This window comes from Halomonas stenophila, from assembly GCF_014192275.1.
Classification (GTDB): Bacteria; Pseudomonadota; Gammaproteobacteria; order Pseudomonadales; family Halomonadaceae; genus Halomonas; species Halomonas stenophila.
Genome location: NZ_JACHXR010000001.1, coordinates 59,141 through 81,808, shown reverse-complemented (window position 1 = coordinate 81,808; position 22,668 = coordinate 59,141). Strand labels below are relative to the sequence as shown.

Here is a 22,668-nt window from a genome sequence, read left to right as displayed (position 1 = left end):
GCTAACCATTGGGCCTAGGTCGCATGCCCGTCTCACGACCGCGAGGCGCCGGCCATGCCCTCCTGCTCCTGCTCCGGCGCCTCCGCCTCGGGCGGGGCCGCCCCGTCGTCAGCGTAGTAGACGATATGCGCCTCGTCGGGGGGCGGCGGCCCCACCAGGGGCTCAGCCACCTCCACGTCGGGCACGGCCCCGGACAGGTCTTCCACGTGCTCGTGCTCCAGGGCCCCCTGCACCCACTCCTCGGTCACCGACAGCTCGGCCCCCGCGGCACTCAGCGGCGTGGTGGGCGAGAACGGCGCCACCGGTACCGGCGCCGGCCGCACGCTGCGCCGCCAGCCGAAGAAGCCGACCAGGATCAGGCCCAGGGCGCCGAGTGACCAGAACAGGCCGGCATCGCCGACCACGGCCATCACCGGGGTGATGACCGGCGGACTCAGCGTCGAGCCGATGGCGTTGATCAGCAGCAGGCCCTGGCTCATGCGCACCAGGGCGCCGGCGGGGGCACGGTCGGCGGCATGGCCGACCGAGACCGGGTACAGCGAGAAGACCCCGCCACCGAGCAGGAACAGCAGCGCGGCCAGCCCCCAGGGCGGCAGCGGCAGCCAGAGGATGCCGGCGGAGATCAGGGCGCAGAAGGCGCCGATCAGGATCAGCACCATCTGACGGTCGTGGCGGTCCGACCAGCGTCCCACCGGGTACTGCAGGAGCATGGCGCCGAGAACCATCACCGCCATCAACTGGCCGACCCGGTCGACCGCGAAGCCGACCCGCTGCAGGTAGAGCGGCAGCAGGGTGTAGACCGCCGCCACGGCCAGTCCCGAGCCGAAGCTGCCCACCACACCGGTGGGCGTCAGGGTGATCAGGCGCAGCGGCGAGAGCGGCTCGGCCCTCTCGAGCAACGGGGTGACCCGCGGGATCATGGCCATGGGCAGCACCGACAACGAGGCCAGCAGGCCGATCACCATGAAGGGCGCCGTGGGGCCCATGGACTGGGTGACGCCCAGCAGCAGCTGGCCCAGCACCCCGGCGGCATAGATGGCGATCATGTACAGCGCGAGCAGGCGACCGCGCACCGTGGGGTCGCCGGCGGTCAGCAGCCAGCTCTCGATGACCAGGAAGACGCCCACCGTGGCCCAGCCACCGATCAGGCGCAGCGCGAACCAGGCGACGGGCTCGAAGAACAGCCCCTGCAGCAGTACCGTGACCGCCACCAGGGAGGCGAAGCTGCCGTAGGCACGGATATGGCCGATCGCCAGCAGCAGGCGGTCGTTGAGCATCGCGCCCAGCGCCAGGCCGATGAAGTAGGCGGACGACACCCAGCCGATCACCAGCGGCGATTCGCCGGCGGCGTCGAGGCGCAGGGTGATCAGGGTGGCCAGAAAGCCATTGCCGATCCCCAGAATGAACAGCCCCAGCAGGGGTGCCAGGGCCATGAGCAGCAACTGCCGGGACATGTGCGGAAGCCTCGAGACGGACGGTATGACGGGCGCCGCCGCAGCCGCGCAGGGAACAGGATATGGGCTCGAATATACGCTCGGCGCCGGTCGCCGCCAATCCCCCGTGCCCCGCCGGAGCGAGGTTTTTTCCTTTCGATAACGGCACGTTATCGAAAGGGAGTCGGTCACCGACGCTGCTGCAATACGACGTCGTTGGCGGGAAAGTGCACGCGCATGTCGAGGCGCCCGGCGAGCCAGGTGAAGCTGGCCTCGCTGAAGAAGCACACATGGGTGGGGTCGAGGATGTAGTGCCAGTCGACGAAGGCCTCGGGCGTGCTGACCCGCTTGGTCATCAGGCCCAGCCAGCCCCCCGGCGCCAGGCGCTCGGCCAGCTGCTCGAGTTCGCGGCCGGGGGCGAAGAGGTGCTCGACCACCTCGGTGGCGGTGATGAAGTCGTACGTCCGCTCCAGCACCCCGGTATCCGGCGCGTAGAAGGGATCGTAGATGGCCATGGGGTGGCCGGCCTCCTCGAACATCACCGAGAGGGTGGGCCCGGGGCCGGCCCCGAAATCGAGTCCCCGGGCCCCGGGGGCCAGTCGGGCGACCAGAGGGTCGAAGAGCCGTGACAGGAAGCGTCGATAGCCGGCATCGTCCGGGGAGTTCTGGTGCCGGTCGTAGACCGCCTTCTCGTCGTCCGGCGCCAGGCGCTGGTGGGCGGGCACGAAGACCAGCGCGCAGTCCCGGCAGGCCCGATAGTCGCGCCGCGCATCGCGATGGTAGGGGGCGGTCTCGGGGGATGCACATAGCGGACAGGACGGCATCATCGTATTCTCTGAACCAGATCACTCTTCCAAGGAGACATGCATGCTGTCAGGTCTGGACCATTTGGTCATCACCGTGACCGACATATCCCGCGCCGTGGACTTCTACACTCGGGTACTGGGCCTCGACGTGCGCTACCGGGACCAGGAGCGCGTCGACCTGATGCTGGGCGACATGGCCCTGCGCCTGCACTGGACCGCCACCGACATCCAGCCGCGGGCCGCCACGCCGACGCCGGGCAGCCTGGACCTGTGCCTGCGCAGCCAGCTGCCCCTCGACGAGTTCCGCCGGCACCTGGAGGCCCTGTCCGTCGAGGTGGAGCTGGGCCCGGTGACTCGCCAGGGCGCCAATGGCGAGCTCGAGTCCCTCTACCTGCGCGACCCGGACGGCAACCTGCTGGAGATCAGTCGCCCCCTGCGCTGACCCGGCCGCCTCGGTGGCATCATGGCCCTCAGCGGGTATCATGTGGCGAGCCGCTGTCCCGCTCCATCACCCTCAAGGACGACCGATGAACGAGAATCAGACCACCCATCGCGATCCCGTGGTCGCCGAGTCCCACCCGCCGCCCGACACCACCCTGGCCATGGTGGTCTATGCCCTCTACCTGGCCAGCTTCGTGGTGGGGTTCACCTCCCTGGTGGGCGTGGTGATCGCCTACGTCTACCGCGGCAAGGGCCCGGCGTGGCTGGACGAGCACTACCGCTACCAGATCCGCACCTTCTGGATCGGCCTGCTCTACGGGGCCGCCGCCGCCCTGCTCACCCTGATCGTGATCGGCTTCCCGCTGCTGATCGCCCTGGCCGTGTGGCTGATCATCCGCTGCGTCAAGGGCTTCAAGGGCCTGCAGGAGAAGCGCGCGCCGGACAACCCGGACACCTGGCTGGTCTGAGTCCATGGCAGCAACGCAGACCCACGCCGGCCGCCACCAGGCCCGCGCCGTCGCCACCCTGTGGCGCTGGCTGGCCGCCTGGCGGCCGGCCCCGTTGTGGCGGCTGGCCCGCCTCGCCGGCCCCCTCGTCCAGGCCGTCAGTTCCCGGGAGCGACGGGTCACCCGGGTCAACCTGGCCCAGGCCTACCCCTCGCTTGGCGAGGCCGAGCGCCGCCGCCTGGCCCGGGACAGCCTGACCCATTCCAGCGCCACCATGCTCGAACTGGGATTCGCCTGGATGGGCGACCCGGCGCGGGTGGCGGCCTCGATCCTCGAGGTCCATGGCCGCGAGCTGCTCGACGAGGCGCGCGCCGAGGGCCGCGGGGTGATCGTGCTGGCCCCGCATTTCGGCAACTGGGAGATCCTCAATTTCTGGCTGTCGAGCCACTTCCCCTTCACCGCCATGTACGAGCCGCCCAAGCTCGCCGCCCTGGACCCGGTGACCCGCCAGGGCCGCGAGCGCCAGGGGGCTCGCCTGGTGCCCACCAACCCCCGCGGCGTGGCGGCCCTGCTCAAGGCGCTCAAGCGTTGCGAGGCGGTGGGCATCCTCCCGGATCAGGAGCCGGACTGGGGCAGCGGGGTCTTCGCGCCCTTCTTCGGTCGCCCGGCCTACACCGCCACCCTCCTGCCCAAGCTGGTCGCGCGCACCGAGGCCCGGGTGGTCACCGGCGTCGCCCGGCGCCTGCCCGGGCGCGGCTTCGCCCTGCACTTCCTGGCCGCCGACGCGCGGGTCTACGACCCCGACGAGGCGAGCTCCGCCGCCGGCGTCAACGCCAGCGTGGAGGCGGCCATCGCCCTGGACCCGGCCCAGTACCAGTGGGAATACAAGCGCTATCGCAAGGTCCCCGAGCGCGAGGCGGGACGCGCCGACTGGAAGCGCTTCCGCCTCTACTGAGGCCAGCCGCCTCATAGGCCCCCGCCCGCCGGCCCCGAAGGGACCGCCGTCCTGCCGGGGCTGGTAATGCCGATCCAAGCTGCTAGACTGATCCCACTCGCTTGACGGGGTGCCGGTGGAACCGGCTGAGATGGCGCAGGTTCGACTTCGAGAGAGATCGAGAGAACCCAGCGCCGATCCCGTGGAACCTGATCCGGGTGGGTGCGTGGCCGCGGGCCCGCACGTGTACCGGCGTAGGGAATCAGGCGGTGGGCCCGGCACGCCCCCTTTCCGTCCGGCCCTCCTCCCGTCTTCCGCTTCGCCCGCCCCCGGATCCCGACCGCACCGGAGGCAAGATGGGTTACCGCTTCAGCGACCTGACCGACGCCTGCCAGCAGGACTGGCGCGCCTACCTCGAGCACGACTTCGTCCGCGCGCTGGGCGCCGGCCGGCTCGACGAGGACGCCTTCCGCCACTACCTGCAACAGGACTACCTGTTCCTGGTGCATTTCTCCCGGGCCTATGCCCTGGCCGCCTACAAGAGCCAGACCCTGGCCGAGCTGCGCCACGCCTTCGAGGGCCTGAAGACCATTCTCGACGTGGAGCTCGACCTGCATGTCGGCTACTGCCGCGAGTGGGGCATCGGCGAGGACGACCTGGCGGCGCTGCCCGAGGCCCGGGCCACCCTCGCCTATACCCGCTACGTGCTCGACACCGGCTGCCGCGGCGACTTGCTCGACCTGCACGTGGCGCTCGCCCCCTGCCTGATCGGCTACGGCGAGATCGCCAACTGGCTGAACGCCCAGGCCTCCACGGTGCGCGGCGCGGCCAACCCCTATGATGCCTGGATCGCCATGTACGAGGGCGACGCCTTCCAGGCCGCCATGCACGAGGAGCGGGCCTGGCTCGACGCCCGGCTGGCCGAGGTCACGCCGGAGCGCTTCGCGCGCCTGACGACCATCTTCCGCGATGCCACGCGGCTCGAGATCGATTTCTGGCAGATGGGCCTGGATCGCGCGGACTGACACCATGACCACATCCCGCCGGACCATCCGGGGCGCCGGGGGCAGGCCTAAGAGGAGGTCCTACGCCATGGGTGAGGAGCACGGCTCCGAACGGGCTGGCCATGGATGGCCAGCACCGGACCTGCAAGCGGAGCGGGACGCGAGAGCGCCGCAGGGCGTCGGTAGCGCCCAGGGAGGGGTTCACAGCGCCTCCTCGCAGGCCTGCTCCCGGATCAGCCCCGAGACCGAGGCAAGCACGTAGCCACGATGACTCCGCCCGCCGGCGATGGCGGGCACCACAACGCTTGACGGGGTGCCGTTGATGACGGCTGAGATCATGCGGCGCAAGGCGCCCGAGCATGGATCCCGTTGAACCTGAACTGGCTAATGCCCTGATGTTGCTGCACCAGGGAGGGGACCAGCGTAGGGATCAAGCGACGCCCCGGCCCGGCCGGACGCCGCCCGCCTACGTCTCCTCCCGATACAACCACAACCGTGATGGACCCCAAGGAGACTCCCATGGCCAAGACCGATCACTTCCTCGCCGAGAGCGCCCGCGTCGACGAGGCCGCCATCCAGGCCCTGCCCGGCTCGCGCAAGCGCTACGTCGAGGGCTCGCGCCCCGACATCCGGGTGCCCTTCCGCGAGATCGCCCTGTCGCCGACCCGCACCTCCGGCGCCGACGAGGCCAACCCGCCGCTGCTGGTCTATGACACCTCCGGCCCCTACACCGACCCCGAGGCCGAGATCGACCTGCGGAAAGGCCTGCCCGAGCTGCGCCGCGGCTGGATCGAGGAGCGCGGCGACACCGACTTCCTCGACGGCCCCACCTCCGAATACGGCCGCCGCCGCGCCAACGACCCCATGCTTGCCCCGCTGCGCTTCGACCTGACCCGCACCCCGCGCCGCGCCAGGGAAGGCCGCAACGTCACCCAGTTGCACTACGCGCGCCAGGGCATCGTCACCCCGGAGATGGAATTCATTGCCATTAGGGAAAACCAGCGGAGGCAAGCCCTGGGAAGCGAGGAGGTCGAACGCATCCTCGGCCACCAGCATGCGGGCCAGGGCTTCGGCGCCCGACTCCCCGAGGAGATCACCCCGGAGTTCGTGCGCGACGAGGTGGCCGCCGGCCGCGCCATCATCCCCTGCAACATCAACCACCCGGAATCCGAGCCGATGATCATCGGCCGCAACTTCCTGGTAAAGATCAACGGCAACCTCGGCAACTCGGCGGTGACCTCCTCCATCGAGGACGAGGTCGACAAGATGACCTGGGGCATCCGCTGGGGCTCGGACACCATCATGGACCTGTCCACCGGGGCCAATATCCACGAGACCCGGGAATGGATCATCCGCAACGCCCCGGTGCCGATCGGCACCGTGCCCATCTACCAGGCCCTGGAGAAGGTCAACGGCGTGGCCGAGGACCTGACCTGGGAGGTGTTCCGCGACACCCTGATCGAGCAGGCAGAGCAGGGCGTGGACTACTTCACCATCCACGCCGGCGTGCTGCTGCGCTATGTGCCGCTGACCGCCAAGCGGGTCACCGGCATCGTCTCCCGGGGCGGCTCGATCATGGCCAAGTGGTGCCTCTATCACCACCGTGAGAGCTTCCTCTACACCCACTTCGAGGAGATCTGCGAGATCTGCAAGCGCTATGACGTCGCCTTCTCGCTGGGCGACGGCCTGCGCCCGGGCTCGGTGGCCGACGCCAACGACGAAGCCCAGTTCGCCGAGCTGGAGACCCTGGGCGAGCTGACCCGCATCGCCTGGCAGCACGACGTCCAGGTGATGATCGAGGGCCCCGGTCACGTGCCCATGCACCTGATCAAGGAGAACATGGACAAGCAGCTCGCCGAGTGCGACGAGGCGCCCTTCTACACCCTCGGCCCGCTGACCACCGACATCGCGCCCGGCTATGACCACATCACCTCCGGCATCGGCGCGGCGATGATCGGCTGGTACGGCTGCGCCATGCTCTGCTACGTGACGCCCAAGGAGCACCTCGGGCTGCCCAACAAGGACGACGTCAAGACCGGCATCATCACCTACAAGATCGCCGCCCATGCCGCCGACCTGGCCAAGGGGCACCCCGCCGCCCAGCGCCGCGACAACGCGCTGTCCAAGGCGCGCTTCGAGTTCCGCTGGGAGGACCAGTTCAACCTGGGCCTCGACCCGGACACCGCCCGGGAGTACCACGACGAGACCCTGCCCAAGGACTCCGCCAAGGTGGCGCACTTCTGCTCCATGTGCGGGCCCAAGTTCTGCTCGATGAAGATCAGCCAGGAGGTCCGCGACTATGCTCGGGACAGGGGCCTCGACGGTGACCGGGACGCCGTGATGCAGGGCATGGAGGAGCAGGCCGAGAAGTTCCGCCAGGCCGGCGCCGAGCTCTACAAGGAGGTGTGAGGCACGGCGGCGGGGCCCTCCCGCCGCCGGTACCGCCGTGCGGCCGCTGGCACGTCCCCTGCATGGTCAGGGAAAGTGGACCACACGGCGGTACCCCCCATGCCCCATGCCGACTCGCTCACGACCCCGCTCGACCCCGCCCGCTTCCGCGAGCGGGCCCACCGTCACCTGAGCCAGCTCTACGGCCCACGCGCCGACGAGGTGCTGCGCCGCCTGCTCACTCTCCTGGCGCACCAGGCCCCATCGCTGCACCCCGAGGGAGAATCCACCCAGGGCACGACGCCCGAGGCCCGCCCACTGTGGAGCGAGCGCGACCAGTGGCTGATCACCTACGGCGACAGCCTGGTCGACGGCGAGGGCGCGCCCCTCGGCGTGCTCGACGACTTCCTCGCGACCCGCCTCGCCGAGACCTTCAGCGGGGTCCACCTGCTGCCCTTCTTTCCCTGGAGCAGCGACGACGGCTTCTCGGTCATCCACTACCGGGAGGTCGACCCGACCCTCGGTGACTGGCATCAGGTGCGCCGCCTGGCCGAGCGCTTCGACCTGATGGTCGACCTGGTGCTCAACCATGTCTCGCGGGAATCGCTGTGGTTCGTCGACTACCTCGCCGGCAGCCAGCCGGGCCGCGACTACTTCATCGAGATGGCGCCGGACACCGACCTCACCGCGGTGGTGCGCCCGCGCAGCTCGCCGCTGCTGGTCAAGGTGCCCACCCGGCGCGGCCCTCGCCACCTGTGGGCGACCTTCTCCGAGGACCAGATCGACCTGAACTTCGCCAACCCGGACGTGCTGCTGGAGTTCGTCGGCATCCTGCTCTTCTACTTGTCCCAGGGGGCCCGGGTGATCCGCCTGGACGCCATCGCCTACCTGTGGAAGGAGGTCGGCACGCCCTGCATCCACCTCCCCCAGACCCATGAGGTGGTGCGCCTGCTGCGGGCCATCGTCGACCATGTGGCGCCGGGGACGCTGATCCTCACCGAGACCAACGTGCCCCACCGGGAGAACCTCGGCTACTTCGGCCTGGAACGTCTCCCGGACGAGCGGCTCGACGCGGCCGGGGCGATGCCCGACGAGGCCCACCTGGTCTACCAGTTCCCGCTGCCGCCGCTGCTGCTGCACACCCTGACCAGCGGCGAGGCGGGCACCCTGGCCGCCTGGCTGAAGAGCCTGCCGGCGCTGCCGCCGGGCTGCGGCTTCCTCAACTTCACCGCCAGCCACGACGGCATCGGCGTGCGCCCCCTGGAGGGCTGGCTGCCGGCCCACGAGATCGAGGCGCTGCTCGAGCTGATGCATCGCTTCGGGGGCTTCGTCAGCATGCGCACGACGGACGACGGCCAGGACGGTCCCTACGAGATCAACATCACCTGGTTCGAGGCCATGAAGGGCACTCGCCGCGGTCCGGATCCCTGGCAGGTGCCGCGCTTCCTGTGCAGCCAGCAGCTGATGCTGGGCCTGCGGGGCATCCCCGCGCTCTACCTGCACGTGCTGACCGGGACCCTGAACGACCGGGAGGGGGTGGAGCGCAGCGGGCGACTGCGTTCCATCAATCGCCGCCGCTGGCAACGCGAGGAGCTCGACCTGCTGCTCGACAGCCCCGGCACCCCGACCCGCGACGTCTTCGCGGCCCTGACGCGCCTTCTGGAGGCCCGTCGCCGCGAACCCTGCTTCCATCCCGACGCCCCCCAGCGCCTGTGGGAGACGCCGCTGTCGCTGCTGGTCTTCGAGCGAGGGCCCCTGGACGACGGCCGGCGCCTGCTGGCGGTGCACAACGTCACCGACACCCCCCAGCCATTGCCCCTGGATGCCTTGGCCGGCGAGGCCTGGCACGATCGCCTGGCCGGCGGTCCCTGGACGCCCGGCGACGGCCTGCCGCCCTACGGCGCCCTGTGGCTGGTCAACCGGCCGCTCGACTAGCCGAGGCCGGTATTGTCCCGCTCCACGACCTCCGCCATGCGCGCGGGCAGGTCGGGAATGGCGGCGCGGACACGGTTCCAGCTGGGGATGAAGGGCCGCTCGCCGGGGTTGTCGAGGAAGACGCTGCCGGCCTCCAGCAGGTTCGTGGCGAACAGCTCCACCGCCTGCTCCTCGCCGTGGCGATCCAGGCTCAGGCCGTTCATCACCGCATCGTGGTCGTAGGCCTCGATCAGGTCCAGCGCCAGCCGGTAGTAGGTGGCCTTGAGGGTGCGGAAGCCCTCGGCGCTGAAGGTCACGCCCTGGGTGGCCAGCTTGCGGTAGAGCGCCTTGGCGATGTCGAGGCTCATGCGGTTGAGCCCGCCGGAGGCGTCCTGCTCGGAGACCGGCTGATGCTTGTGGTCGTAGGCATCGGCGAGATCCACCTGGCACAGGCGCTTGGTGGAATAGTTGCGGTGCACCTCGGAGAGCACCCCGATCTCCAGCCCCCAGTCGGCGGGAATGCGGATGCCGTCGAGCACCTCGCTGCGCATGGCGAACTCCCCGGACAGCGGATAGCGGTAGCTGTCCAGGTACTCCAGGTAGGGCAGCGGGCCGTGGATCTGCTTCAGTGCCCGCAGCAATGGCGTGACCATCAGCCGCGACACCCGGCCGTTGAGCCGGCCGTCGGCGATGCGCGGGTAGTAGCCCTTGCAGAACTCGTAGTTGAAGTAGGGGTGGGCCACCGGGTAGAAGAGCCGCGCCAGCAGGCTGCGGTCATAGGTGAGGATGTCGCAGTCGTGCAGCGCCACCACCTCGCTGCGTCCGGAGGCCTGCACATAGCCGGCGCAGTACCAGACGTTGCGCCCCTTGCCCGGCTGCTGGGGCGCCAGCCCCTGGGCCTCCAGCTCGGCATCCAGGCCGCGCAGCCCCGGGCCGTCGTTCCACAGGATGCGATGGTGCTGGGGCAGCCGGGAGAAGAAGCGCCGGGCGTGCAGGAACTGCTCCCGGTCGGCCCGGTCGAGTCCGATCACCACCTCCGACAGGTAGGGCACCCGGGCGAGTTCCTCGACGATGTTGGCCAGCGCCGGCCCCTCCAACTCGGTGAACAGCGAGGGCAGGATCAGGCTCATGGGCCGCCGCCGGGAGAACTGCACCAGCTCGGCCTCGAGGGCGTCCAGGGGCCGGCGAGTGAGGTTGTGGAAGTCGGTGATGATGCCGTTCTGATGGAAGTCGCTCATGCCAGGTCCCTCCCCGGGGTGAAGGGATCGTCGGGGGACGGCGTCGGCCGAGGCCCGCGCCCGGCTCGCCCCCACCAGTGATCCACCCCCTCGGCCCAGCCGGCGGGACCGCTGGCCCGGCTGCGATAGAGCGCCGGCTGCCGCGGGGCGACCTCGAGGCCGTGGCAGCCCCGGATCACCACCGCCTGATCCACCGCCTCGAGCATGGTGATATCGTTGGGGCCGTCGCCCAGCGCCAGGGTCAGGGGATGCACGCCGCGCAGCGCCTCGAGGCGTGCCACCAGCCAGCTCACGGCACTGCCCTTGTCGGACTCGCCGGTGACATGCCAGAAGCGCCCGCCCCGCACCAGCCGCAGGCCGTCGCCGGCCAGTCCCTCGCGGAACGTGGCCAGGCGCGCGTCGCTGTCCTCCCAGATCAAGGGCTCGCTGCCCTCGCGCATCCTGGCCAGGCGCGCCTCGTGCTCGCCCAGGCCGGTGAAGGCGACCAGCGCGTCGAGCGCCATCTCGCTCATCGCCGTGAAGCGCACGCCCAGCCGTTCCCGCCACACCGCCAGGCGCTGACGGATGAAGCCGATATCGACCCCGAGCGTGCGGATCACCAGGCCGTCGGGCCCCGGGGTGCGCTCCAGCCGGGCATGGCACCAGGCCGGGGGCAGGCCGACCACCGCCCCGTTCTCGGCGACGAAGGGCGCCGCCGTCAGCCCCAGCGTCTGGCGCAGGGGCAGCAGCTCGCTGCGGGTCTTGCTGGTCACCGGGATGACCGGCACCCCGAGCGTCGCCAGGCGTTCCAGCCAGGGGGCGGCCGGCGACCAGTCGTAGCTCCGGTGGTCGAGCAGGGAGCCGTCGAGATCGGTGAAGAGCAGGCGCGAGGACGGCGCCTCATCGGGGAACATCCAGTCGCAGGGCATGGCATCACCTTGTGTGTCCCGGTTACGGGCAATGCCTTGCACGCTACGTGCCAGGTCGGCCGCGAGTCCCCGCGGCGCCCCCGCCCATGGTCGTCGGGGGCGGCGGCGGGGCCGCGCCGTCCCCGTGGGCGGCTCCCCCCGCCCGGATACGCACCAAGAGAGGGCAGAATGCGTTGCGCGCCCTGCCGCCCTGCCCCGTCACGACGCACGACGCCCCCGCCGTGATCGGCGGGGGCGTCGTGTTGGTGCGCCCTGTGATGCGAATCGCGCTCAGAAGTGGTAGGTCGCCCCGACGCTGACCGCATCGAAGTCGAAGCGCGACTCCTCCAGATAGCGCATGTAATCGGCGTCCACCGAGAGATTGGGCATCACGGCGTAGCTGGCGCCCCCGCCATAGGAGAGATCGCTCTCGGAATCGTCGCCGCCGTCGAACTCCACCTCGGTGGCCCCCAGCAGGCCGAAGATCCGCAGCTGCGGCGTGACCGGCAGCATGCCCTTGGCGTAGCCGCCGGCCAGGTAGTCGAGGTCCACCGGGCCATCGGAGCCGCCGGTGCCCAGGTGCCCCTCGAGGGCGAAATAGTCATTGAAGGCCACCCCGCCCCGCAGGCGCAGTCCGGTGCTGTCGAAATCCCCGCCCCGGCCCTCGGGATCCAGCTGCCAGAACAGCGCGTCGGCACCGACGTAGGAGCTCGGCTGGTACATCATCGGTCCGCCCTGGGCCTGGACGGCCGTCGCGGCGAGCAGGCAGGCCGCGGACACCACAGGAATCGCCAATCTCTTCATGATTCTCCTCCAGTCGGGAAACGATGTTTCCTCGCACCTATGACAGTCTGGTACAAGGCGGGGCAACCCGCCATGCTGCCTTGATCGATGCCGGGGGAGTGCGGGATGGCCGTCACGGCCACTGCGGGAACCCCCTCCCCATGGTAGATTCGAGACCTCGGCCGCCCACCGGCAGGGCGGCCCCTGAGACGACAGGAAGCAGCATGCAAGACCCGGTACTGGTGATCAACTGCGGCTCGTCATCGATCAAGTACGCGCTGGTTCCGAGCGCCCCCCAGGCGCCTCGCCTGGCCGGCCTGGTGGAACGGCTGGGGGCCGTGGATGCCCGACTCACGGGGACCGACCGCCGGGGCCAGCGCGTCTCCCGCGCCCTGAACGGTGCCGGGCATCACGAGGCCATGTCGGCGATCCTGGAGCAGTTGGAGGACCTGGCGCCGATCGCCGTGGGCCACCGCATCGTCCACGGTGGCGAGCGCTTCAGCGACGCCACCCTGCTCGACGATGCGGCACTGCGCGGCCTCGAGACCATCAGCGAGCTGGCGCCGCTGCACAACCCCGCCAACCTCGAGGGCGTCGCCGCCACGCGGCGGCTGTTCCCGACGCTGCCCCAGGTGGCGGTGTTCGACACCGCCTTCCACCGGAGCCTGCCGCCCCGGGCCTATCGCTATGCCCTTCCCGAGGCCCTCTACCGCAACCAGGGGGTCCGTCGCTACGGCTTCCACGGCAGCAGCCATGCCTATGTCAGCCGTCGTGTCGAGCACCTGAGCGATCGCCCCCACGGGGGCTGGCTGATCGCCCACCTGGGCAACGGCTGCTCCACCTGTGCGGTCTGGCAGGGCCGAAGCCTCGACACCAGCATGGGCCTGACGCCCCTCGAGGGCCTGGTGATGGGCACGCGCAGCGGCGATGTCGACCCGGGACTGCACGTCCATCTGTCCCGCCGGCTGGGCTGGTCGCTGGAACGCATCGACACCCTGCTCAACAAGCAGAGCGGCCTGCTGGGCCTGTCGGGGCTGTCCAACGACATGCGCCGCCTCGAGCAAGCCGCCGCGGAGCACCACGCCGGCGCCACCCTGGCCATCGAGGTGTTCTGCTACCGGCTCGCCAAGTCCCTGGCGGGCCTCACCTGCGCCCTGCCCCGCCTGGACGGCATCGTCTTCACCGGCGGCATCGGCGAGAATGCCGCCACCATCCGCGCCCGAGTGATCGACCAGCTACCCCACTTCGGGCTGCGCCTCTCGGCGGCGGCCAACGCCCGCGCCGTGGGTGGCGAGGAAGGACGCATCGATGCCGGCGAGCCTAGCCCCCAGGTCTGGGTCATCCCCACCGACGAGGAGGCGCATATCGCCGCGGAGACGCGCCGCCTGCTGGAGATCCCCTGCCCATGAGCCCCGTCGATGCCACGGCCACCGAGCCCCGCACCCTGCTGGTGGTGCCCACCGACGGCGGCGTCGGCCTGACCTCGGCCTGTCTCGGCCTGCTGCGGGCCCTGGACACCCTGGGCCTGCGCAGCGCCTTCATGAAGCCCTTCCGCCAGGACGAACTCAACGGCGAGGGTCCGGACCGCTCCTCGGCCCTGGTGGCCAGCACCCTGGGCCTGACGCCGCCATTGCCGCTGCCCCAGCCCGTCCTGGAGCGGCTGCTGCGCGAGGACCGGCTCGACGACCTCATGGAGCATGCCGTGGCGCGCCACGCCGAGCTGGCCGCCCCGACAGACGGCGAGCCCGCCGAGTTGATCCTGGTGGAAGGGCTGGCGCCCAGCCCGCACAGCAGCTATGCCACCCGGCTCAACGCCCAACTGGCCCACGCCCTGGATGCCCGCATCCTGCTGGTCACCGATGGCGACCCCGCCGATCCCCAGGCCCTGGCCGAGCGGCTGGACATGCATGCCCAGGCTTTCGACGGCGACGGGACGCGGCGCACCCTGGGCTGCCTGCTGATGCGGCTGCCGCCCCAGGAAGAGGCCACCGCCGAACCCCCGGAGGCCTCGGCCCACCGGGCCCCGGCCATCCTCGCGACCTGGCGGGAGCGCCTGGCCGACCTCGATGCCGAGACGCCCCCGCTGATCGCGGCGGTCCCCTATCACGCCGCCCTGAGCGCCCCGCGGATCCTGGACGTGGCCCGCGCCCTGGACGCGCGCTTCCTCCACGAGGGGGAGGCCACGACACGCCGGGTGCTGGGGACCAGCCTGTGTGCCCGCAGTGCGGCACGCTCACTGCCTGCCTTCCAGCCGGGGCGGCTGATCGTCAGCTCCGGGGATCGCGATGACACCCTGCTGGCGACGGCGCTGGCCACCATGAACGGGGTCCGCCTGGCCGGGCTCCTGCTGACCCATGGCGAGCCGCCGGAGGCGGCGATGATCGACTTCTGCCGCCCGGCCCTGCAGACCGGTCTGCCGGTGCTCGCCGTGGACAGCGACAGCTATGCCACGGCCCGTCGACTGGACCAGATGAGTCGCGACATCCCCCGGGACGATCCCGAGCGGGCCGAGCGGGTGACGCGCTTCGTCGCCGACCACCTGGACCTCGACTGGCTCCGGCAGACGCTGAGCCATGGCTTTCCCCACCGGCTGTCCCCGGCGGCCTTCCGTCATCGGCTGGTGCAGATGGCGCAGCAGACCCGGCGACGCATCGTACTGCCCGAGGGGGACGAGCCGCGCACCCTGGAGGCCGCCATCGTCTGCCAGCGCCGCGGCATCGCCGACTGCGTGCTGCTCGGCCGGCGCGAGACGATCGCCGAGGCGGCCCGCCAGCGCGGCCTCGAGCTGCCCGAGACGCTGGAGATCATCGACCCGGACCGCATTCGCCTGCGCTACGTCAAGCCGATGGTGGCGCGCCGCCAGGGCCGGCTCAACGCCCTGACCGCGGAGGCGCAGCTCCACGACAACGTGGTACTGGGCTCCATGATGCTCGCCGAGGGCAAGGTGGACGGCCTGGTCTCGGGGGCGGTGCACACCACCGCCAATACCATCCGCCCCGCCTTCCAGCTGATCAAGATGGCCCCCGGCTATTCGCTGGTCTCGTCGGTATTCTTCATGCTGCTGCCGGACCAAGTGGTGGTCTACGGCGACTGCGCGGTGAATCCCGACCCCGATGCCGAGGCCCTGGCGGAGATCGCCGTGCAGAGCGCGCGCTCCGCCGCCGCCTTCGGCATCGAGCCCCGAGTCGCCATGCTCAGCTACTCCACCGGCGAATCCGGCCGCGGGGCCGACGTCGACAAGGTGCGCCAGGCCACCCAGCTGGCCCGGCAGCGGGCCCCGGACCTCCTGATCGACGGTCCCCTGCAGTACGATGCCGCCGCCATCGAGAGCGTCGGCCGACAGAAGGCGCCGGGATCCCCGGTGGCCGGGCGCGCCACGGTGTTCGTGTTCCCCGACCTCAATACCGGCAACACCACCTACAAGGCGGTCCAGCGCAGCGCCGGGGTGGTCAGCGTCGGTCCCATGCTGCAGGGGCTCGACAAGCCGGTGAACGACCTCTCCCGCGGGGCCCTGGTCGACGACATCGTCTACACCATCGCCCTGACCGCCATCCAGGCCGGACAGGGCGATTGAGTGCGCCGGCGCCGGCCGCGCCTGACGACATGGGAGTGGCGCGCCCTTCCCCCCTCCACTCTACCGACCTAGAGTGGATGCATAGGTCACCATTCCACGGCAGGAGGCTCGCCCATGACCGCGCAAGACCAGCCCACGGCCTTGGCAGGAAACGGGCGACGCGCCCAGCTGTCTCTCTTCGCACGCAACTTCTTCAAGCATCCCCGAATGCTGGGCTCGATCATCCCCAGCTCCCCCTTTCTGGTTCGTCGCCTGCTCGAACAGATCGACTGGCGCTCCGTACAGGTCATCGTCGAATACGGGCCCGGAGTCGGGACCATCACCCGGGAGCTCCTGCAACGCATGCCAGCGGAGAGTACCCTGCTGGTGCTGGAGACCAACCAGGAGTTCGTCGACTTCCTCCAACGGTCACTGCCGGATCCCCGTCTCCGGGTGGTCCGCGGCTCCGCGGAGACGGTCCAGGCCGAGCTGGGTCGCCTGGGGCTGCCCACTGCCGACTACGTGCTGGCCGGCATCCCCTTCAGCACCATGTCGGCCACGAGCCGCGAGTCCGTTCTCACCAGCAGCCTGGACGCGCTCGCGCCCCAGGGCGCCATGTTGATCTACCAGTTCTCCTCCAGGGTGCTGCCCGACCTGCGCCAGGTCTTCTCCGAGGTGGAGTGTGATTTCGAGCCGCTCAACATCCTCCCGGCGAAGCTCTACTACTGCCGCCCCTGAGGCGCCAGGGATCACCGCACCGAGGCCTGGCGAGGTGCGCGCGGCTTCACTCCTTGATACGACCGGCCATGGGCGAGGAGGGCTTGGCCTGGCCTCGGCGCGGCATGCGCCCGGCCAGATAGGCGCCGCGTCCGGCCTCGACCGCCGCCTTCATCGCCCTGGCCATGGCCACCGGGTCCCGGGCATGGGCAATGGCGGAGTTCATCAGCACGGCGTCGCAGCCCAGCTCCATGGCCAGCGCCGCCTCCGAGGCGGTGCCGATACCGGCATCGATGAGCACCGGCACCGACGCCCGCTCGATGATCAGCCGGATGTTGTGGGGGTTCTGGATGCCGCAGCCGGAGCCGATCAGCGAGCCCAAGGGCATGATCGCGCAACACCCCAGGGCCTCGAGTTCGGCGGCCACGATGGGATCGTCGCTGGTGTAGGCCATGACCTCGAAGCCATCGGCGATCAGCGCCTCGGCGGCCTTGAGGGTCTCGACCACGTTGGGATAGAGGGTCGTCTCGTCCCCCAGTACCTCGAGCTTGACCAGATTGTGGCCGTCCAGCAGTTCCCTGGCGAGCCGGCAGGTACGCACGGCGGCCCGGGCGTCATGGCACCCCGCGGTGTTGGGGAGCAACGTATAGCGAGACGGCGGGACCACCTCGAGCAGGGCAGGCTCGTCGTTGCCCTGGCCCAGATCGGTGCGACGTACGGCGAAGGTCACCACCTCGCTAGCGCTGGCCTCGAGCGCCGCCGCCGTCTCCGCGGCGTCGCGGTACTTGCCGGTGCCGACCAGCAGCCGCGAGGCAAACTCGCGGCCGGCGATGCGCAGCGGTTGATCGGAAACTGTCATCCGGGATCTCCTCGTCGAGCGGGATTCAGCCGCCGCCGATGGCATGCACGACCTCGATGCGGTCGCCGGCGGCGAGGACGGTATCGGCGTGGCGGCTGGCGGGCACCACTTCCTCGTTCACCTCGACGGCGATGCGCGAGGCTGCCAGGCCGAGCGCCTCGAGCAGGCACGCCAGGGTGCCTCGTGCCTCGACAGAGCGTTCCTGGCCGTTGACGTGGATTCTCATCATCACAGGCTCGCCAGGTCGAAGTGGATGAAGGCCAGCACCAGCAGCAGCAGGAAGACCGTCTCCGCCACCATCAGGATCACCGGCTTCCAGCCCACCACGGCCAACTTCTGGAAGGACGTCTTGATGCCCAGGGCGGCAATGGCGGTCACCAGGCACCACCGCGACAGGTCGGTGAAGCCCTCGGTGACCATCGGCGGGATCCAGCCGAGGCTGTTGACGATCACCAGGGCGACGAAGGCGACCAGGAAGCCCGGCAGCATCGGTACCTTACCGCTCCCTTCCTCATGGCGATGGCGCCGGAAGAGGAACATGAAGACCAGCACCGCCGGCACCAGCATCGCCACGCGCAGCAGCTTGACGAAGGTCGACACATCGCCGGTGCCCTCGGAGATCATGTAGCCGGCACCGACCACCTGGGCCACGTCATGGATGGTGCCGCCAAGGAAGATCCCCGCGTCGGTATCACTTAGCCCCAGCACGCCGACGATCAGGGGATAGGTCACCATGGCCATGGTGGACAGGGTGGTCACGCCCACCACCGTCATGATGGTGTTGCGCTCATGGCTGGCATGGCGTGGCATGACCGCCGACAGGGCCAGCGCCGCCGAGGCGCCGCAGATCGCCACCGACCCGCCGGTCAGCAGCCCCATGTCCCGATCGAGGCCCATCAGGCGCGCCAGCACGGCCCCCAGGGCAATGGTCAGCATCACGCCACAGACCACGGTCAGGACCGGTCCGATGCCGAGTTCGGCGACCTGCTCGATGGTGATGCGCACGCCCAGCAACGCGACGCCGAGCCGGAGGACCTTCTTGGCGGCAAACTCGACACCGGCCAGGCAGCGTCCCTCCTCCGAGAGGAAATGCAGGGTCATGCCGAACAACAGGGCGTAGAGCAGGGTCGGCCCGCCGTAATGATCGGCGATAAAGGTCGTCGCCAGGGCGATGGTGATGCAGATCATCAATCCCGGCATGATGCGTTGGAGCGGTTGCAGGCTACGGGGTAAAGCCCGTTTGTTACCCTGAAGGGTCGACATATCGGATGCGCCATCGGCGTCTCGACGAGTCATATCGTCACCTTGTAAGCCACGGGACGATCGTCGCCTCCTGCGACGGGATCGGCCCTTCGTTGTTGGAATACGGGTCCCGGAAAGGGAGCGCCGGAGACGTCCTCCCAGGACGTCAAGCCCGGCAGGAGCACGCCCTCGCCGGCCGACATGAAGGCCATGGTGCATGGGTGCCGGGAGGGAAGTTAGGACCAGTTAGGGACGAGGCTTGAGACCAAGGGCATGGCCCTGGACCAACGGCGACGCCCGGCACGAGGCCGGGCGTCATTCAGAGGATCGGGAGCGTCGAGCCAGCTGGCTGGGGACTAGTCACGACGGGTCGGCACCACCACCACCGGCACCCTGGCCCGCTTGATCACGCCCTTGGTGATCTTGCCCGCGTAGGTGGCCGTGAAGCTTCGCTTGTTGGCCGCCATCACGATCATGTCGCTGCCGGAGCGCGTGGCGAAATGGGTGATCACCGAGGCCGGATAGCCCTCTAGCACGCTGCGCGTCACCTCCCGGTCGCCGAAGGCCTCACGAAGCTCAGCATGGCGGGTCCAGAAGGTGTCGATGCGTTGATCGAGTTCTTCGTGGGCCTGATCGAGGCGTTGCGCCATCAGGGTCTCGAGCACCTTGCGATCGCGGATATTGACCTTGAGGGTGTTGACCACGTCGTCGGACAGGGACTTGACCGCGTGCAGAACGTGAAGCTCGGCCCCGGTGGCCAGCGCCAGGCCCACCGCCTGTGTCAGCACCAGCTCGCAGTCGCCTCTCAGCCCCACACAGCACAGGATACGACGGATACCATGACTCATGATTCCTCCTCACATCGGCGGCCCCCACGGGGAAGTGCCACGGCGATGTCGCAACGGATAGCGACTAGTAGCCCATCACGCTGGGCAACCAGAGCGAGATCTGCGGAAAGTAGGCGATGATGAACAGCGCCACGATGGAGCCGGCAGCGAAGGGCAGCGCCTTCAACGAGATCTCCTCGATCGAGGCGCCGCCGATCCCCGAGGCCACGAAGAGGTTCTCCCCGAGTGGAGGCGTCTGGAAGCCGATGGCCAGGGCGCATACCACCACGATGCCCACGTGCACCGGATCCATGCCCAGCATGTACATGATCGGCAGCAGCACCGGCGTGAGGATCATGATCGCCGCCAGGGTCTCCATGAACATGCCCACGAACAGCAAAAAGAAGATGATCATCGCCCAGATGGCGTAGGTGTTGTCGGTGACCCCCAGCATCACCTCGGCAATGTAGGCGGGGACTCGCTGCTCCACCAGCAGGCGTCCGAACACGGTGGCCGTGAACAGGATCAACAGTACCCTACCGGTGATCCAGGTGGTGGTCTCCAGCGTCCTCATGGCTGGCTTCCATGCCAGCTCCTTGTGCAGGAAGATGCCCACGATCAGCGTATAGAAGATCGCCACGATGGCCGATTCGGTTGGCGTGAACAGCCCACTGTAGATGCCGCCGAGGATGATCAGGGGCGCCAGCATCGACCAGATGCCCTTGCGCAGGGTCCCGCGGATCTGCGGGAAGGACCAGTGGTCGGTCAGCCCCCGGTAGCCGCGCTTTCGCGAGATGAGGTAGTTGATCGTCAGCAGGCAGCCGGCGATGACCACCCCGGGCATGATGCCGGCGATGAACAGCTTGGGGATCGACAGCGTCTGGAAGGCCCCATGCTCGGCGACGGCCTCCGGCGGCGGCTGTAGTCCCATGCCGGAAATACCGAAGATCACCATCGGAATCGAGGGCGGAATCACCACCCCAAGCCCCCCCGAGGAGGCGGTAATGGCAGAGCCGTAGCCGCGGTCATAGCCGCGGTTGGCCATGGCGGGGATCATCAGCATGCCCACCGCCGCGGTGGTCGCCGGTCCGGAGCCGGATATCGCCCCGAAGAACATGCAGGCGAACACCGTTGCCGCGGCGAGGCCACCGGTGACGGGGCCGGCAAAGGCCTCGGCGATATCGACTAGGCGTTTGGAAATACCGGCAGCCTCCATCAGCGCTCCGGCAAGGATGAATGCCGGCAGGGCCATCAGGGGGAAGGACCCTACCGAGGTAAAGGCGATCTGCACGAACGCCATGGGGTTCTCGCCCAGGCTGAAATAGGTAGCCAGTGCTGCCACCCCCAGCGAGACGGTAATGGGCGCCCCGAGGATCAACAGCAGGAAGAAGGCACCAAACAGGATATAGACAATCGTGGGATCCATACTCATTGCTCCCGCGGTTTCGGGCCATCACCGTTCGCGTCGTCGTGGTGCTTGAGCTCCTCGACCGCCTGGGACTCTGGGTCGACGATATCCACCTTCTTGACGAACTTGAGGTAGTTGTTCTGGAGGATACGCAGCGTCATGGCGATAAAGGCGATGGGCAGGATCAGGTAGAAATACTTCATCGGAATTCCCAGGGTCTGGGACTTCCAGAAGAGGTTCATCTTGTTGAAGACGAAGTCGTAGCTCAGGTAGATGAAGACCGCATTGAAGCCGATCCAGATCATGTCGGTGAGCACGGCGCAGAACGTCTCGACCCAACGGGGAAAGAACTTGAACTGGAAGGTGACCCGGTTATGGGCCGACATCTTGGTGGCATAGACCGCCCCCAGGTAGGCGAACCACACGAAGGCATAGGTCGCCAGCTCATCCCCCCAGGGAAGCGAGTAGCTGAACAGGTTCCTGAGGACGATCTGGGCGAACAACAGGACGACGAAAGACACCAGGAGAAGCTGACAGAGGACGCTTTCCAGGTTGTCGATGATCTTGAAGAGTAGCTGTTTCATGAGGCTGGCCCCTTGACGATCAGGCTCCCGGTGGGCACCTTCCCGCACCGGCCCCAGGGCCGATGCGGGAGTCACTGCATGCCATGCTGGCAGGGGTCACTCGGCTGGCGCGGGATCGCGGCCCAGGGCGGCGAGCACCTCGTCGAGCTTCTCCTTGCCGCCGATGCTGTCGTAGAACTCGGGCCAGATACCAGTCGCCAGCTCGATCCACTCCTGCTCGTCGTTGGCGGGCTGGGTGATCTCCATGCCGTGCTCCTCCACGAGACGCTCCTTGATGGAGGCCTCGGTCTCGAGCAGATACTCATAGCTGTGATCGGTGGCTTCCTGGCCGGCTTCCAGCACCAGTTCCTGCATCTCGGGACTCAGGCTCTGGAACTTGCCCTCGCTGATGATCAGCGGTTCCATCGAGAACACGTAGCAGCTCTCGGTGACGTAGTCCTGAACCTCGTAGAACTTCATCGCATCGATGGTGATATAGGGGTTGTCCTGGCCATCGACCACGCCCTGCTGCAGGGCGGTGAAGGTCTCGGACCAGGCCAGCGGGTTGGGGTTGACGCCCCAGGCCTGATAGGCGGAGATCATGATCTCGTTCTTGGGTACCCGGATCACCAGACCCTCCAGGTCGGCGGGCGTCGCCACCGGCTTGGTGGAGTTCGTCAGGCGGCGACAGCCTGAATAGGCCCACCCCAGGATGCGGACGCCGGCATCGCGGATGGTGTTCTGGGTGAGCTCCTCGCCGATATCCCCCTGGGTCAGGGTGCGCGCATCCTCGGGCCCCTGGATCACGTAGGGCAAGGTCATCACGCCCACGGTCGGCGAGAAGGGGGTGATGTTGTTGATGGCCAGGACCGACAGGTCCAGCAGCCCCATGCTGGCATTGTTGACGGTGTCCTGCTCGCTGCCGAGCTGGCCGTTGGGGAAGAGGTCGATGGTGACCTCACCCTCGGTCTTCTCCTCGACGAGATCGGCAAAGGTCGTGCCCAGCTCGTACTGGGTGCCCCCGGCGGCATCGCCCAGGGCCATCTTCCAGGTCTCGGCCATGACGTGACCGCTCAGGGCCAGGCTTGCGGCGGATACTGCCATGGGGATGATCAGATTCTGGATACGCATTGTGATCTCCAAACCTTGTTATTGTCGGAAAGACAGGAGGGAAGCGTGATGCGACGCCTTCCTGGATGACCGGTGAGCCTGGAAAGACTGTCCG

22 protein-coding genes and 2 riboswitches are annotated in these 22,668 nt (G+C 68.8%); of the genes, 9 read left to right on the top strand and 13 right to left on the bottom strand.

Features of this window, described 5'->3' with window-relative positions; all coding sequences use genetic code 11:
* Positions 1 to 32: 32 nt before the first annotated feature.
* Together FHR97_RS00375 and FHR97_RS00370 are read right to left on the bottom strand one after the other, a co-directional pair.
* Positions 33 to 1,454: an MFS transporter gene (locus tag FHR97_RS00375; protein ID WP_183381798.1), complete on the bottom strand. Its 1,422-nt coding sequence runs from the start codon at positions 1,452 to 1,454 to the stop codon at positions 33 to 35.
* A gap of 167 nt (positions 1,455 to 1,621) precedes the next feature.
* Positions 1,622 to 2,260, bottom strand: a complete 639-nt coding sequence (locus tag FHR97_RS00370) for a class I SAM-dependent methyltransferase (protein WP_183381797.1) — start codon at positions 2,258 to 2,260, stop codon at positions 1,622 to 1,624.
* Positions 2,261 to 2,300: 40 nt separating this feature from the next.
* Between FHR97_RS00370 and FHR97_RS00365 the strand changes: the two genes are divergently transcribed.
* The 4 genes from FHR97_RS00365 to tenA all read left to right on the top strand — a co-directional run bounded on the left by FHR97_RS00365 (position 2,301) and on the right by tenA (position 5,085).
* Positions 2,301 to 2,681 carry a VOC family protein gene (locus tag FHR97_RS00365; RefSeq protein ID WP_183381796.1) on the top strand — a complete coding sequence of 127 codons (381 nt, stop codon included), beginning with the start codon at positions 2,301 to 2,303 and terminating at the stop codon, positions 2,679 to 2,681.
* Positions 2,682 to 2,766: 85 nt separating this feature from the next.
* Positions 2,767 to 3,147, top strand: coding sequence for a DUF4870 family protein (locus FHR97_RS00360; protein ID WP_183381795.1), 381 nt, complete (start codon positions 2,767 to 2,769; stop codon positions 3,145 to 3,147).
* A 4-nt stretch (positions 3,148 to 3,151) separates the two neighbouring features.
* The gene (locus FHR97_RS00355; protein WP_183381794.1) at positions 3,152 to 4,081 is read left to right on the top strand and encodes a lysophospholipid acyltransferase family protein; all 930 of its coding nucleotides are present in this window, start codon (positions 3,152 to 3,154) and stop codon (positions 4,079 to 4,081) included.
* A gap of 95 nt (positions 4,082 to 4,176) precedes the next feature.
* Positions 4,177 to 4,339: riboswitch (TPP riboswitch) on the top strand.
* Between the two features lie 77 nt (positions 4,340 to 4,416).
* Positions 4,417 to 5,085 carry a thiaminase II gene (tenA, locus tag FHR97_RS00350; RefSeq protein WP_183381793.1) on the top strand — a complete coding sequence of 223 codons (669 nt, stop codon included), beginning with the start codon at positions 4,417 to 4,419 and terminating at the stop codon, positions 5,083 to 5,085.
* Positions 5,086 to 5,265: 180 nt separating this feature from the next.
* On the opposite strand, the gene FHR97_RS00345 is transcribed toward tenA, so the two are convergent.
* On the bottom strand, positions 5,266 to 5,403 hold the full coding sequence (locus FHR97_RS00345) for a hypothetical protein (RefSeq protein WP_183381792.1): 138 nt from the start codon (positions 5,401 to 5,403) through the stop codon (positions 5,266 to 5,268).
* Positions 5,364 to 5,511: riboswitch (TPP riboswitch) on the top strand. It overlaps the preceding gene by 40 nt.
* 72 nt (positions 5,512 to 5,583) lie before the next feature.
* Here FHR97_RS00345 and thiC point away from each other — a divergent pair.
* Entirely contained in the window at positions 5,584 to 7,473 is a 1,890-nt protein-coding gene (gene thiC, locus FHR97_RS00340) for a phosphomethylpyrimidine synthase ThiC (protein ID WP_183381791.1), read from the top strand.
* Between the two features lie 99 nt (positions 7,474 to 7,572).
* Positions 7,573 to 9,387 (top strand): alpha-amylase family glycosyl hydrolase, encoded by a 1,815-nt coding sequence (locus FHR97_RS00335; RefSeq protein ID WP_183381790.1) that lies wholly within the window; start codon positions 7,573 to 7,575, stop codon positions 9,385 to 9,387.
* On the opposite strand, the gene FHR97_RS00330 is transcribed toward FHR97_RS00335, so the two are convergent.
* The 3 genes from FHR97_RS00330 to FHR97_RS00320 form a co-directional block, all read right to left on the bottom strand.
* Positions 9,384 to 10,604: a glycosyltransferase family protein gene (locus tag FHR97_RS00330; RefSeq protein WP_183381789.1), complete on the bottom strand. Its 1,221-nt coding sequence runs from the start codon at positions 10,602 to 10,604 to the stop codon at positions 9,384 to 9,386. The genes FHR97_RS00335 and FHR97_RS00330 overlap by 4 nt on opposite strands.
* Positions 10,601 to 11,512 carry an HAD-IIB family hydrolase gene (locus FHR97_RS00325; RefSeq protein WP_183381788.1) on the bottom strand — a complete coding sequence of 304 codons (912 nt, stop codon included), beginning with the start codon at positions 11,510 to 11,512 and terminating at the stop codon, positions 10,601 to 10,603. The genes FHR97_RS00330 and FHR97_RS00325 overlap by 4 nt, the downstream gene beginning before the upstream one ends.
* A 270-nt stretch (positions 11,513 to 11,782) precedes the next feature.
* Positions 11,783 to 12,295 carry a porin family protein gene (locus FHR97_RS00320; protein ID WP_183381787.1) on the bottom strand — a complete coding sequence of 171 codons (513 nt, stop codon included), beginning with the start codon at positions 12,293 to 12,295 and terminating at the stop codon, positions 11,783 to 11,785.
* Positions 12,296 to 12,498: 203 nt separating this feature from the next.
* On the opposite strand from FHR97_RS00320, the gene FHR97_RS00315 reads away from it, so the two are divergent.
* The 3 genes from FHR97_RS00315 (at position 12,499) to FHR97_RS00305 (ending at position 16,565) form a co-directional block, all read left to right on the top strand.
* Positions 12,499 to 13,683, top strand: a complete 1,185-nt coding sequence (locus tag FHR97_RS00315) for an acetate/propionate family kinase (protein ID WP_183381786.1) — start codon at positions 12,499 to 12,501, stop codon at positions 13,681 to 13,683.
* The gene (pta, locus tag FHR97_RS00310; protein ID WP_183381785.1) at positions 13,680 to 15,848 is read left to right on the top strand and encodes a phosphate acetyltransferase; all 2,169 of its coding nucleotides are present in this window, start codon (positions 13,680 to 13,682) and stop codon (positions 15,846 to 15,848) included. The genes FHR97_RS00315 and pta overlap by 4 nt, the downstream gene beginning before the upstream one ends.
* Before the next feature lie 114 nt (positions 15,849 to 15,962).
* Positions 15,963 to 16,565 carry a class I SAM-dependent methyltransferase gene (locus FHR97_RS00305; protein ID WP_183381784.1) on the top strand — a complete coding sequence of 201 codons (603 nt, stop codon included), beginning with the start codon at positions 15,963 to 15,965 and terminating at the stop codon, positions 16,563 to 16,565.
* Between the two features lie 46 nt (positions 16,566 to 16,611).
* Here FHR97_RS00305 and FHR97_RS00300 read toward each other — a convergent pair whose 3' ends face one another.
* From FHR97_RS00300 to FHR97_RS00270, 7 genes are all read right to left on the bottom strand, one after another.
* Complete coding sequence (locus FHR97_RS00300) at positions 16,612 to 17,403, bottom strand: thiazole synthase (RefSeq protein WP_183381783.1); 792 nt, start codon at positions 17,401 to 17,403, stop codon at positions 16,612 to 16,614.
* Between the two features lie 25 nt (positions 17,404 to 17,428).
* Positions 17,429 to 17,629, bottom strand: coding sequence for a sulfur carrier protein ThiS (thiS, locus tag FHR97_RS00295; RefSeq protein ID WP_183382462.1), 201 nt, complete (start codon positions 17,627 to 17,629; stop codon positions 17,429 to 17,431).
* 2 nt (positions 17,630 to 17,631) lie between these two features.
* Complete coding sequence (locus tag FHR97_RS00290) at positions 17,632 to 18,591, bottom strand: YeiH family protein (protein WP_246403637.1); 960 nt, start codon at positions 18,589 to 18,591, stop codon at positions 17,632 to 17,634.
* Between the two features lie 410 nt (positions 18,592 to 19,001).
* On the bottom strand, positions 19,002 to 19,493 hold the full coding sequence (locus FHR97_RS00285) for a universal stress protein (RefSeq protein ID WP_183381781.1): 492 nt from the start codon (positions 19,491 to 19,493) through the stop codon (positions 19,002 to 19,004).
* A 64-nt stretch (positions 19,494 to 19,557) separates the two neighbouring features.
* Entirely contained in the window at positions 19,558 to 20,898 is a 1,341-nt protein-coding gene (locus tag FHR97_RS00280) for a TRAP transporter large permease (protein WP_183381780.1), read from the bottom strand.
* 2 nt (positions 20,899 to 20,900) lie between these two features.
* Positions 20,901 to 21,464 (bottom strand): TRAP transporter small permease, encoded by a 564-nt coding sequence (locus FHR97_RS00275; RefSeq protein WP_183381779.1) that lies wholly within the window; start codon positions 21,462 to 21,464, stop codon positions 20,901 to 20,903.
* Between the two features lie 96 nt (positions 21,465 to 21,560).
* The gene (locus tag FHR97_RS00270) at positions 21,561 to 22,574 is read right to left on the bottom strand and encodes a TRAP transporter substrate-binding protein (protein WP_246403636.1); all 1,014 of its coding nucleotides are present in this window, start codon (positions 22,572 to 22,574) and stop codon (positions 21,561 to 21,563) included.
* Positions 22,575 to 22,668: the final 94 nt, after the last annotated feature.